The sequence below is a fragment of the Vreelandella venusta genome, from assembly GCF_015689495.1.
GTDB lineage: Bacteria > Pseudomonadota > Gammaproteobacteria > Pseudomonadales > Halomonadaceae > Vreelandella > Vreelandella venusta.
The window spans coordinates 3,776,078-3,788,651 of sequence record NZ_CP065135.1; the positions used below are offsets into that span (position 1 = coordinate 3,776,078).

Here is a 12,574-nt window from a genome sequence, read left to right on the forward strand (position 1 = left end):
ACGTTGTCAGCTACTCGTGTGCCAGTGCATATCATTACGGGCTTTCTAGGCAGCGGTAAAACTACGCTTATTCACAGCCTAATCGAGCAAAAGCCTGTGGATGAGAAGTGGGCCATTTTAGTCAATGAGTTTGGCCAAATAGGCATTGATCAAGCGATGTTTGAGCAGCGCGACGACGTCGTTGTCAAAGGTCTCCCCGGTGGCTGCCTATGTTGCCAGCTGGCCTTTGTGCTACAGGCTGCATTGGTCAATTTGCTCGCCCGTAACAAACCAGACCGCGTCATTATTGAGCCTTCGGGGCTTGGCCATCCAGCTGGCTTACTCGATTTACTGCGCGGCGAAGCCTTTCAAGATGTTGTCGCCGTGCACGATATTATTGCCACCCTAGATCCGCGCCGGTTAGATGAGTCTCGGGTCCGTGAACACGAGACCTTTCAAGACCAGTTGGCCATGGCCGATGCCATCGCCATTACGATGGGCGAGCAGGCCAGTGCCGAACAACACGAACATGCGCAGCGGTTTGTGACGGAGCTCTGGCCACCACGCAAGTGGGTTCATCGCAGTGAGCATGGCACGATGCCGCTATCGCTGCTGTTAAACAGCGCCCAGACCCGTGCCCAACAAGAAGATACCGCTGTTCCTGATACGCACCGCCAAATGATGGCAACCCCGACACTGGAAGGCACTTTTTTTGATACGGCTCCTGCGCCTGGTCAGCCTCAGCACAAGACGGCTAGTGCCCTTGGATATACCAGCACAGGCCTTCGCTGGCATCCCAGTGAACGCTTTGACCTTGATCGTTTGGCCGCTCACTTGAGTGAGTTTCCCGCATCTGCGCGAGTAAAAGGCGTCTTTCATACCGAGCAGGGCTGGAAGCAGCTCAATCGAGCCGATGGAACACTTAGTCTCGGCAATAGCGCCTGGCGGCAAGATTCGCGGCTTGAGGTGATTACCCCCGACAATGACGCTGATACCCACACCAATTTAGTGACAGAACTGCAATCATCAGGAGCGCTGTTGAGCTAAAAACGTTTTCTCGATAGCGTCTACCGGCATAGGGCGTCCAAACAAATAACCTTGAAAAGCTTGGCAGCCATGAGCTAGCAGCCAAGCTTTCTGACTCTCTGATTCGACGCCTTCGGCAATGACATCAAGATTTAAGCTTTTTGCCAGGGCAATCGTACTTTCCACAATGGCCGCATTAGCACTGCTTTCTAACACTTGATGGACAAACGACTGATCGATCTTAAGCTGATCAAGTGGCAACTGGGCAAGATACGCCAGCGATGAATAACCGGTTCCAAAATCATCCAGAGAAAAACGCACGCCTTGGGCTTTCAGGCTCAGCATTTTGTCACGCGCATCGTCGCGCGCTTCCACAAACAGCGACTCGGTAACTTCAAGTTTGAGGCGCTCAAGCGGTGCCTTTGTACGCACAAAGACCTGCTGTAAGCGAGACAAGAAATCACTATCGCGGAACTGCAGTGGGCTGATATTCACCGAAATCGTCAGCTCATGCAGGTGTGGCGTTGCTGCCCAGCAAGCTAGCTGATGGCACGCCTCTTCAATGACCCACTCGCCAATCTCATTAATCAGCCCGGTGCTCTCTAAGAGCGGAATAAACTCGCCAGGTGACACCATGCCACGCTCTGGATGCTGCCAGCGTAGCAGTGCCTCAACGCCCGTATAGTGGCCACAGCGATCAACTTGAGGTTGGTAATAGAGACGCCATTGATGACTCTCTAATGCCTGCCGCAAGTCGGCTTCAAGCTTAACCCTTGCCAGTAGCGCAGCTTGCATCGAAGGGTCAAAAAAGCGTATGGCACGACGCCCACTCGCCTTCGCCTGTAGTAAAGCCATGTCGACTTGCTGAAGGTAGTCTTCGGCGCTTCGCTGGCTATCGGACACAACCGTAATCCCGACGCATGCGGTGACCATGATCTGTTCTTCAGAAAAATTAACTGGCTCATCAAGCGCCACCAGAAGTTTCTGGGCAATATGCTCTGCTAAGCGACGTGTCTGACGTGGGCTTCCATCGATGTCTTCAATAAGCACGGCAAATTCATCACTCCCCAGGCGAGCCAACGTATCGGTATCGCGCAACATTTGGCCAAATCGCTGGGCAACCCGCTGAAGCAACTGATCGCCGGCAAGGTGCCCCAGGGTATCGTTAATATGGTTAAAACGGTCGATATCGATCACCAGCAACGCCCCACAGCGCTGGTGGCGGTTTAGCTCTTTGAGTGCTGTCTCCATTCTGTCCATAAACAAACGTCGATTTGCGAAGCCTGTTAATGGATCATAAAACGCAAGTTGGTGGATCTCTTGCTCAGCGGCTTTGCGCTCACTAATATCGCTCATGGTGGCAACGTAGTTAGTCAGCACACCGTCTGCATCGTAAACAGCACTGATCGTCAGCCACTCAGGGAACAGCTCACCATTTTTGCGCTGATTCCAGATTTCGCCCTCCCAGCTTCCTGTGGTCATCACCCGCTTCCACAAGCGACGATAAAACGCTGCGTTATGGTGACCAGAGCTAAACATACGTGGGTTCTTGCCGATCACCTCAGCTTCGCTGTAGCCGGTTATACGCTTAAACGTCTCATTAACTTTTAAAATATCTCCCCGTGCATCCGCCACTATGATGCCTAGATGCGCTTGAAAAGCAGCCGCTGCAATCTGCAGCTCAACTTCTGCGCGCTTCGCTTCGGTAATATCACGGTTCACCGATAACACTCCCTCAAACTGTCCAGCACTACTTATTAGCGGGCTCACGGTGGCATGAAAATGGTGTGGCTGCGCGTCAATGGTCAGCGGATACTCAAATCTTTCTACTTTATGCAACTGCTGCACTCGCTCAAAAACGGCGGCAAATGCACCAGCCAAAGGAGCTGGCAAGACCTGTGAAAAGTGCTTTCCCAGCACATCTTGGCTTTTAACAAGCAGCTGCTCAGGGGAAGCCGCATGGATATAGCTAAAGTGCCCTTCTACATCAAATACAAAAATCAAATCCTGAATCGAGTGGACTAAAGCATCCATACGTGCGCCACGCGCTTGCGCTTCGGCTCTTGCTAGCTCTCGCTCTTTTATTCGCTCATGTAGTTGATAAGCTAACGCAAGGCGGTTTAAGTAGTGGCGAACACCCCAAGCCCCTAACAGCGTAATTAAACCAACGACCAACAATAACACCAGCAAACGCTGGCGCCATCCAGCCATCAGCGTATGAAGGTCAACACCTACAGCAACAAATACCGGATAGTCACTAATGCGTTGCATGTGAAATAAGCGTTTACTTCCGTCAAGGGGCGAGATCGCGGTTAATGTCCGAGTAACACTACCGCTGTTTAACCACTGCTGTGTCTCAGGCGCATCAAGCTGGCTACCAATAAACCTGCCTTCATGGGGAGCCGGGTGCCGAGCAACTACTTTTAGACTCTCATCTATCAGTGCCATGCTCTCACCTTCGTACACTCGCATTTGCTGCAGCGCACTATTGAGGATATGCGGCATGATACGAGACATAATCACACCAGCGAAGTCGCCCTGGTCATTCACTAGACGCCTGCCATGATAGAGAAAGAAACGCTGCTTGCTTGCCGACCAAATAAGCGGCGTCATCATTTCGTCTTGGTCACCTTGTTGAAAGGTGCTGAAAAAGACGCTGTCGCCAATCCCCTCCTCAACATCTCGATTAGCGTTACTGCTTAAACGTGGGCGCCCATGAGGGTCTAATACACTAACACTATAGATTAGCGGCACGTACTCGGTAAAATTGTCGAGCGCTCGTTGGACGGCAACTGCACTTTCCGCCTCTAAACCATCCAACCCCAAAGAGTTTTCTTGGTGAACATTGAGCAACTCGGCCAGGCTAAACAAACCTTGGCTGCTCTGCCCAAACATGCCTGTTACCCATTCTGACACCACGTTCGCACGAGCAATCACACGGGACTCAGCCGCAGTGACTTCTTGGTGATATTGGCCTTTGAGCAACCAGCCAAACAGCGCAATCATCATACATAACGACAAAATGTAGAGCGTAATAACGCGCTGCTTTTGGCGCCGAAAGCCAGGCATTGCCTGGCTTTTGTTAGTTACCCGATCACTGCGAGGTAGCAGCATTATATGTAGGCCTTATTCAGATATCCCGCAGCACACCTGATACAGTATAAAAAGAATAGTGAAAAATAGACCACAACGGCTCCTCGTAGGCGGTTTTAAATAGTGGCGCGGCTTGTTTTTGATGTATATCTATTTTCAGCAAAAAGCTCATAAAAGTCGTTATTTTACTCAATAAGAGGCTGTCATGGCATCGTTAGGCCAAATGAGTGACTACGAAGTACGCTTAGTGCGTATTTTTAAAACGGTCGTGGAGTGCGGTGGTTTCACCGCTGCGGAAACCGCTTTAGGCATCAGCCGTTCAGCCATTAGCCAACACATGAATGATTTAGAAGGTAGGCTAGGCTTTTCGCTATGCCAGCGTGGCCGAGGCGGCTTTAGTTTAACCGAAGAAGGCAAGGAAATTTACCAAGCAGGTTTGACACTACTGGCCGCGCTCGAAGCCTTTAAAAGCGATGTAAACGCATTACATCATACTATCAAGGGCGAACTGAATATCGGTATCACCGATAACTTGGTCACCTTGCCTGCTATGCATGTTACCCATGCGCTCGCCGAGCTGACCGCGCCAAATCATGAGGTCACCGTTAATATTCACATGGAGCCTTCAGATGCCGTTATTCGAAGCGTCATGGATGGCCACTTGCATGTCGGCGTTGTGCCCGCGGTTAACTTACCCTCCAGCTTAGAAACGCACCTGTTGTACGAGGAGCCTTCGTTTCTTTACTGCGCCGCTGGCCACCCGCTGTTTAATGCAACTGATGACGCATTCACATTTGAACAGATTGCCACTTATCCAGCGATAACGCCTCGCTATCCACTCCCCAGCGATGCGCGTAAAGCACATGATGCGTTAAATTTACAAGCCTCTGCCTCTGACCGGGAGGGCGCTGCGTTTTTGATTCTCACTGGACGGTTTATCGGTTTTCTTCCTGAACATGTTGCCGCTCAATGGGTTAATGCCCATAAGATGCGCGCCATTCAGCCGGGTACCCAACGTTATCAGATTCCGTTTGTGCTAATCACTCGCCATGATCGCCGCCCCAACCGGGTGGTCGATGCATTTTTAGGATTTGTTAAAGGCGCAAAATAGCTCACCTGGTTATGCCAAGCACAAAATAATCAAAGCTCGGCTAAGTGCCGAGCTTTGATTATTAATGGCGTTTACTTATAACGAGTTTATGGCAGCTTTGCCGTCTCGCTGGCCATGTGTGGCGCGGGCCCTACCTGAGAAGATGATGTTAAAACGTGGCTTGCGGCGTAATAAACAATCGCGCCAAGCGCAGAGCCGGTAAACCAGCCATAGTCATAGAACCAGTTCATGGTGCCGGTTAACAGCGAGATTAGCGTCAGTGCCACCGGCACGCCGAACGCGATAAAACCCGCCACATTGACCGCAGGATAAGCACGGTTATCCATATATAAGCTAGGCACATCTAAACGCTGCTTTTTAATTAGGAAATAGTCCACTGCCATGATGCCTGCGATGGGGCCAAGCAGGCTGGAGTATCCCAGCAGCCAGTTTGAATACATCTGCTCAAGCGACACCCCTTGAGCAATGAGACCCGCTTTCTGCAAAAGGTCGTAGCCCATCAACAAAACACCCACCGCTCCGGTCATAAGCACACCGCGGGTTTGGTTAATCAGTTTTGGGGCAATATTCTGGAAGTCATTCGTGGGAGAAACAATATTCGAAGCGGTATTGGTGGAAATAGTGGCAATAATGATTAGCAACATGGCAAGCACTACCCAGAAAGGGCTTTCGATATAGCCAATCAAACGTACTGGGTCAGCAACCGTCTGGCCCACTAGCGACTCAGACGCCGCCGTTAATACAACGCCCAACGCTGCAAAGAAGAACATTGTCAGCGGCAACCCAATCACTTGGCCAACAATTTGATCTTTTTGGCTTTTGGCAAACCGGCTGAAATCAGGAATGTTCAGCGACAACGTCGCCCAAAATCCCACCATCGCAGTTAATCCTGCAAAGAAGTAGCCATATACTGATGCTCCTTCTGGGCGCGAGGGCGGTTGCGCTAATAACTCAGTCATCGACATGTGCGGCCATGCCCACATCATTAATCCAATCCCCACAGCAAGCAACAACGGCGCCGCTAGGGTTTCCAGCCACTTGATCGACTCAGCCCCACGAATGACCACAAAAAGATTCATTGCGCCGAAGACAAAAAAGCCAATGACTTCACCTACCCCACCCAGCGCAGCCCAAGCGGGGACCAGTTCGGATAACAGAAGATGAATAGCCAAGCCACCAAACATCGTTTGAATGCCAAACCAGCCACAGCCTACGAGAGCCCGCACCAAACAAGGCACGTTAGAGCCTAAAATACCAAATGACGATCGCAGCACAACTGGGAAAGGAATACCAAATTTAGTGCCCGGAAAAGCATTTAGAGTGAGCGGAATCAGGACGATCACGTTGGCTAGAAAAATGGCAAAAAGCGCTTCGCCCACACTCAGGCCAAAGTAGGCGGTTAACACACCACCCAAGGTGTAGGTCGGTACACAAATCGACATCCCCACCCAAAGTGCCGCAATGTTCCATTTGCTCCAAGTGCGCTCACTCGCCTGAGTGGGCGCAATATCTTTATTGAAACGAGGACTATCACCTACGTCTTTGCCTACATCGAGTTCAATTAACCCCTCTCTGTCTACCATTCGGGATGTTGAGCCAGTCATATAGTCTCCTCAGCAGTGCTGTAGCCCAGTAAGTTCATGGTTTCAGTCTTTCAAGAGCAATAAGCGTGCCTAAAACAAAATCACAAACACTAACCCATTGATCGAAAAGCTGACTTACTAGGCAGACATACACATACTTATAGCGTGATTATTGTTATTCGCCTTTCAGGTCTTAAAAGCCATTAATAAGCGTAGCCATTTAAATAAAATACGCACCAAAAAGATGCGCAAAAAATATCAAAACTCAAAAAAATAAACACAACCATATGTTTTAAAAGAAAAAACAAACATCACCAACATCGAACAAAACTTCACCAACTTAGAAAACCCATCACTAAAAACAATAAAAATATTAATAAATCAAAGAGTTAAAGCAGCGAATTAAAATTATTAAAAAACACTTGAAACAACACCTCACAAAGGACTATGTTCAAAAAGCTGTCAATCAAGACAACTTTTTGAACAACAATAAGACACCACTGCACGCCACGTAATCACACACTTGTTACTTGACCAGTAACGTACCGACATGCGTATGCATGCGGTTGGCGCGTATGACTTGAGAGGGCATGTTCTATGCAGAAAATGAAAATTGGCTTAATTCAAATGGGGCTCAAAACCAGCACCGATTTAGACCCCGCGGCGATCCGCGATGCGATGAACGAAGCACACCTACCGATGATTCAGCAGGCCGCCGAACAGGGTGTGCAAGTACTATGTTTTCAAGAAGTCTTTAACCAGCCGTACTTCTGCCCAAGCCAAGATGGCAAATGGTATGCCGCCGCTGAGCGGGTTCCAGAAGGCCCCAGCTGTCAGATGATGCAAAAACTGGCTGCCGAACACCGCATGGTCATTATCGTGCCCGTGTATGAAGAAACAGAGACCGGCGTTTACTACAACACCGCCGCCGTGTTTGACGCCGACGGTAGCTACCTCGGCAAATATCATAAAACTCATATCCCTCAAGTGGCCGGATTTTGGGAGAAATTCTTCTTCAAACCGGGCAAATCAAACTGGCCGGTCTTCGACACTGCCTACGGCAAAATTGGTGTGTATATCTGCTATGACCGCCACTTCCCTGAAGGCTGGCGTGCACTGGCGCTTAACGGCGCTGAGGTAATCTTCAACCCTTCCGCTACCGTAGCAGGGCTTTCCCAGTACCTATGGGAGCTTGAGCAGCCTGCTTCCGCTGCGGCTAACGGTTGCTTCATTGCCGCTATCAACCGCGTGGGTACAGAAGCGCCCTGGAATATCGGTGACTTCTACGGCTCCAGCTATATCGTCAACCCCCGCGGCAAAATCGAAGCCCAGGCCAGCGAAACGGAAGACGAGCTGCTAGTGCATGAAATTGATTTAGACATGGTGCGTGAGGTGCGCAATAACTGGCAGTTCTTCCGTGATCGCCGCCCCGATGCCTACACCCGCCTCACTGATGGTGAGTAGCCCTGTTGATGAATCATACGAGGACTTCATGATGAGTTTATTGATCAAAGGCGGCACCGTCGTCACCCATGCCGATACTTACCGCGCCGATGTGCTGTGCGTCGACGGAAAAATCCACGCCATCGGCACCGACTTGGACCTCCCCGATAACTGCGACATTATTGACGCTAGCAATCAGTTGGTAATGCCCGGTGGCATTGACCCCCATACCCATATGCAAATGCCGTTTATGGGCGCAGTGGCCAGCGAAGATTTTTACACCGGCACCGCCGCCGCGATGGCGGGTGGTACCACGACGATTATCGACTTTGTCATTCCAAGCCCAGGCCAATCACTCTTAGAAGCCTTTGAGACGTGGCAAGGGTGGGCGGAAAAAGCGGCTACCGATTTCGCTTTCCACGTGGCAATCACCTGGTGGGATGAGAGCGTCAAAGAGGAAATGGGTACCCTGGTGCGCGAACACGGCGTGAATAGTTTCAAGCACTTCATGGCCTACAAGGGCGCGATTATGGCCACTGATGACATATTGGTGGAAAGCTTTTCCCGATGCCTTGAACTGGGCGCGGTACCTACGGTACACGCCGAAAACGGCGAACTGGTTTACCACATGCAGCAGAAGCTACTGGCCCAGGGCATTACCGGGCCGGAAGCTCACCCACTTTCCCGCCCGCCCCAAGTAGAGGGCGAAGCCGCCAGCCGAGCGATTCGAATTGCCAGCACGCTAGGCGCGCCGGTTTACCTGGTACATGTATCCACCAAAGACGCCGTCGATGAAATTGCCTATGCCCGCCAGCAAGGTCACCCAGTATTCGGCGAGTGCCTGGCAGGACACTTACTCATTGATGACAGCGTTTACCAGCATTCCGACTGGGCAACCGCCGCGGCCCACGTAATGAGCCCCCCCTTCCGCCCCAAAGGGCATCAGGAAGCACTTTGGCATGGCCTGCAGTCCGGCAATTTGCAAACCACCGCCACTGACCACTGCTGCTTCTGCGAAGAACAGAAAGCCGCAGGCAAAGATGACTTCACTAAAATCCCTAACGGCACCGCCGGGGTAGAAGATCGCCTTGCCGTGATATGGGACGCAGGCGTTAACAGCGGCAAGCTCTCGCCCCAGGAGTTTGTCGCGGTGACATCTACCAATACCGCCAAAATTTTCAACCTCTACCCTCGTAAAGGAGCCATCCAAGTGGGCGCCGATGCCGATATTGTGGTGTGGGACCCTAATGGCACACATACGATCTCCGCAAAAACTCATCATCAAAATGTCGACTTCAACATTTTCGAGGGCAAAACGGTGCGCGGCATTGCTCGCCACACGATTAGCCAAGGGAAATGGGTATGGCGAGACGGTGAACTGCACGCCGAGCGGGGTGCTGGGCGCTACTTAAAACGCCCCGCCTACCCAGGTGTGTTTGAGCTACTGGCTAAACGTGCCGAATTAAATGCGCCGGTAGCCGTAATGCGCTGAACAGCTCCTCATGAAAAGAAAAAATCCAACAGGAGAGATGACCGTGAACCACTCACTTGACCACCTGCCTAGCGCACAAGAGGTCGGCACCTACGACCCACCGACACTGGCAAGCAACTTTACCGATCTCCATCCACCGTTAACCCACCGTCAAGCAATGATCGAAAGCCAGCGCTGCTTGTACTGTTTCGACGCCCCTTGCGTTGAGGCCTGTCCATCGGATATTGATATCCCCAGCTTTATTCGTCAGATCAGCGAAAACAACATTAATGGCGCAGCAGAAACCATACTGGAAGCCAACATTCTTGGCGGCAGCTGCGCCCGGGTGTGCCCCACTGAAATCCTCTGCGAGCGTAGCTGTGTGCGCAACCATGATGCAGAGTGCCAGCCAGTGCTAATTGGCCTGCTGCAACGCCACGCCACTGACCATATGCAGTTCGAAAGCCACCCATTCAAGCGGGCGGCTAACAGCGGCCGCCATATCGCCGTGGTAGGCGCGGGGCCCGCCGGCCTTTCCTGTGCCCACCGCTTGGCAATGCTAGGCCATCAAGTGACCATTTTTGAGGCCGAACAAAAACCCGGCGGGCTAAATGAGTACGGTATCGCCCGCTATAAGATGACTGATGATTTCGCCCGTAAAGAAGTAGAGTTTCTATTAGAAATAGGCGGCATTGAGCTTCAGTACGGCCAGCGCCTCGGTGATAATTTGTCGCTTGCGACGCTGCACCAGCAGTTCGATAGCGTTTTCCTCGGCTTGGGTCTTGGTGCCAGCCGTGCCCTAGGACTCACGGGGGATGATGCTCCCGGCTTGATGCCTGCCGTTGACTACATTAAAACCCTGCGCCAAACCAAAGACCTTGGGAGTTTACCTGTCGCTAAGCGCTGCATTGTGATCGGTGCAGGCAATACCGCCATTGATATGGCGACCCAAATGACCCGGCTTGGCGCGACAGAGGTAACGCTGGTCTACCGCCGCGGCACAGAGGCGATGTCTGCTACCGATCATGAGCAAGAAATTGCCAAAGCGAACGGCGTGCGCATGGTGACGTGGGCTCAGCCAGACGAAATTTTATTGGATGACCAAGGGCGCGTGGCGGGTATGCGTTTTGCCAAGACCCACGATCGGGCTGGTCAGTTAACACCCACTGGTGAAACATTCGACCTTGCCGCCGACGCCATCTTTAAGGCGATTGGCCAAGACTTCGATAGCGCTAGCCTGACGGATGAAGCCGCCAGAGAGCTTGCCCGCGACGGCGAACGTATCCAAGTTGATGCTTTCTTCCGCACCTCAATGCCCAATGTTTACGCGGGTGGCGACTGCGTGAACCCCGGCCAAGATCTTACTGTTCAAGCCGTTCAACACGGCAAACTAGCTGCCCATGCCATTCACCAAGCGCTTGCCGCCAAGCAGGAGGCCGCATGAACACACTTCCCTTCACACCACTAGGCAACAAAAACAGCGGCGACAGCGTAGTAAACGGCATTGACCTGTCGGTGAATTTTGCAGGCATCAAAGCCCCCAACCCGTTCTGGCTAGCCTCAGCCCCGCCTACCGATAAAGCCTATAACGTAATACGCGCCTATGAAGCGGGTTGGGGCGGCGTCGTCTGGAAAACCCTTGGTGAAGAGCCACCAGCAGTGAATGTCTCTTCACGTTACTCTGCGCACTATGGCAAAAACCGCGAGGTGATCGGCTTCAACAATATCGAGCTGATTACCGATCGCTCGCTGGAGATCAACCTTCAAGAAATCACCCAGGTGAAAAAAGACTGGCCCGACCGAGCGCTGATTGTCTCTATCATGGTGCCCTGTAACGAAGACGCTTGGGCCTATATTTTGCCACTCGTGGAAGCAACTGGCGCAGATGGCATTGAGCTCAACCTGGGCTGCCCTCACGGCATGCCGGAACGCGGCATGGGGGCAGCGGTCGGCCAAAATCCCGACCTGATCGAAAAAGTTGCTTACTGGTGTAAGAAGCACTACTCAAAGCCGGTGATCGTAAAACTCACCCCCAACATCACCGACATTCGAGTGGGTGCCCAAGCCGCGCTACGGGGTGGCGCCGACGCGGTATCGCTGATCAACACCATCAACTCGATCACTAGCATCGACCTGGACAATATGGTCGCCAAACCCACGGTAGGCCATCAGAGTACCCACGGTGGCTACTGTGGCAGCGCCGTGAAGCCTATCGCGATGAATATGGTGGCAGAGATTGCCCGCGACCCGGCAACGCCAACGCTGCCGATTTCCGGCATCGGCGGCATTTCTACATGGCGGGATGCGGCAGAATTTATCACTCTGGGAGCAGGCAGCGTGCAGGTATGTACCGCTGCAATGCTCAACGGTTTTCGCATTGTAGAAGAGATGAAAGATGGCCTTTCACGCTGGATGGCAGAAAAAGGCTACGACTCTATTGAATCGTTCTCGCGCAAAGCCGTGCCCCAAACCATCGACTGGAAACACCTGGACATCAACTTTAAAACCATTGCCAAGATTGATCAGGACCTGTGCATTGAGTGCGGTCGCTGCTATATCGCTTGCGAGGATACCTCCCACCAGTCGATTGCCAAGCTCACCGAGCAAGATGGCGCACGCCGTTACGAGGTAATCGAAGACGAGTGCGTTGGCTGCAACTTATGCCAAATCACCTGTCCAGTGGAGAATTGCATCACCATGGTGCCTCAAGAAACCGGCAAACCATTCTTGGCCTGGGACAACGACCCTCGTAACCCCTTCCGTGTCGCTTCATAAGCGTGTCCCATAAACGCCTCATCACGACCTAGTCTTCGCGAATAGCACCGCCCTCCTCTGTGAGGGCGGTCACTTTGCGCAACAGTTTGTTCC

The 12,574-nt window shown here is 52.0% G+C and carries 8 protein-coding genes; 6 read left to right on the forward strand and 2 right to left on the reverse strand.

What is annotated here, in order from left to right; all coding sequences use genetic code 11:
• Positions 1 to 3 precede the first annotated feature (3 nt).
• A complete protein-coding gene (locus tag IR195_RS17595) occupies positions 4 to 1,026 on the forward strand; it encodes a CobW family GTP-binding protein (RefSeq protein WP_206048185.1) in 1,023 nt (340 codons plus the stop codon).
• On the opposite strand, the gene IR195_RS17600 is transcribed toward IR195_RS17595, so the two are convergent.
• Positions 1,006 to 4,119: a bifunctional diguanylate cyclase/phosphodiesterase gene (locus tag IR195_RS17600; protein ID WP_206048186.1), complete on the reverse strand. Its 3,114-nt coding sequence runs from the start codon at positions 4,117 to 4,119 to the stop codon at positions 1,006 to 1,008. The genes IR195_RS17595 and IR195_RS17600 overlap by 21 nt on opposite strands.
• Before the next feature lie 184 nt (positions 4,120 to 4,303).
• Between IR195_RS17600 and IR195_RS17605 the strand changes: the two genes are divergently transcribed.
• On the forward strand, positions 4,304 to 5,209 hold the full coding sequence (locus IR195_RS17605; protein ID WP_206048187.1) for a LysR family transcriptional regulator: 906 nt from the start codon (positions 4,304 to 4,306) through the stop codon (positions 5,207 to 5,209).
• 86 nt (positions 5,210 to 5,295) lie between these two features.
• Here the strand turns inward: IR195_RS17605 and IR195_RS17610 are convergent, their stop codons facing one another.
• Complete coding sequence (locus IR195_RS17610; protein ID WP_206048188.1) at positions 5,296 to 6,813, reverse strand: NCS1 family nucleobase:cation symporter-1; 1,518 nt, start codon at positions 6,811 to 6,813, stop codon at positions 5,296 to 5,298.
• Positions 6,814 to 7,389: 576 nt separating this feature from the next.
• Between IR195_RS17610 and IR195_RS17615 the strand changes: the two genes are divergently transcribed.
• The 4 genes from IR195_RS17615 to preA are packed head-to-tail and all read left to right on the forward strand — an operon-like array spanning position 7,390 to position 12,481.
• Positions 7,390 to 8,256 (forward strand): nitrilase-related carbon-nitrogen hydrolase, encoded by an 867-nt coding sequence (locus IR195_RS17615; protein WP_206048189.1) that lies wholly within the window; start codon positions 7,390 to 7,392, stop codon positions 8,254 to 8,256.
• Between the two features lie 31 nt (positions 8,257 to 8,287).
• On the forward strand, positions 8,288 to 9,727 hold the full coding sequence (gene hydA / locus IR195_RS17620; RefSeq protein WP_206049823.1) for a dihydropyrimidinase: 1,440 nt from the start codon (positions 8,288 to 8,290) through the stop codon (positions 9,725 to 9,727).
• A gap of 37 nt (positions 9,728 to 9,764) precedes the next feature.
• Positions 9,765 to 11,150 carry an NAD(P)-dependent oxidoreductase gene (locus tag IR195_RS17625; protein WP_277395550.1) on the forward strand — a complete coding sequence of 462 codons (1,386 nt, stop codon included), beginning with the start codon at positions 9,765 to 9,767 and terminating at the stop codon, positions 11,148 to 11,150.
• Positions 11,147 to 12,481: an NAD-dependent dihydropyrimidine dehydrogenase subunit PreA gene (gene preA / locus IR195_RS17630; protein ID WP_206048191.1), complete on the forward strand. Its 1,335-nt coding sequence runs from the start codon at positions 11,147 to 11,149 to the stop codon at positions 12,479 to 12,481. The genes IR195_RS17625 and preA overlap by 4 nt, the downstream gene beginning before the upstream one ends.
• Positions 12,482 to 12,574: the final 93 nt, after the last annotated feature.

What these genes read in the sequence shown, in the direction of transcription:
- IR195_RS17600 (WP_206048186.1), bottom strand. Translation starts at nt 4,119, where the DNA reads ATGCTGCTACCTCGCAGTGATCGGGTAACTAACAAAAGCCAGGCAATG.
- IR195_RS17605 (WP_206048187.1), top strand. Translation starts at nt 4,304, where the DNA reads ATGGCATCGTTAGGCCAAATGAGTGACTACGAAGTACGCTTAGTGCGT.
- IR195_RS17610 (WP_206048188.1), bottom strand. Translation starts at nt 6,813, where the DNA reads ATGACTGGCTCAACATCCCGAATGGTAGACAGAGAGGGGTTAATTGAA.
- IR195_RS17615 (WP_206048189.1), top strand. Translation starts at nt 7,390, where the DNA reads ATGCAGAAAATGAAAATTGGCTTAATTCAAATGGGGCTCAAAACCAGC.
- hydA (WP_206049823.1), top strand. Translation starts at nt 8,288, where the DNA reads ATGAGTTTATTGATCAAAGGCGGCACCGTCGTCACCCATGCCGATACT.
- IR195_RS17625 (WP_277395550.1), top strand. Translation starts at nt 9,765, where the DNA reads ATGACCGTGAACCACTCACTTGACCACCTGCCTAGCGCACAAGAGGTC.
- preA (WP_206048191.1), top strand. Translation starts at nt 11,147, where the DNA reads ATGAACACACTTCCCTTCACACCACTAGGCAACAAAAACAGCGGCGAC.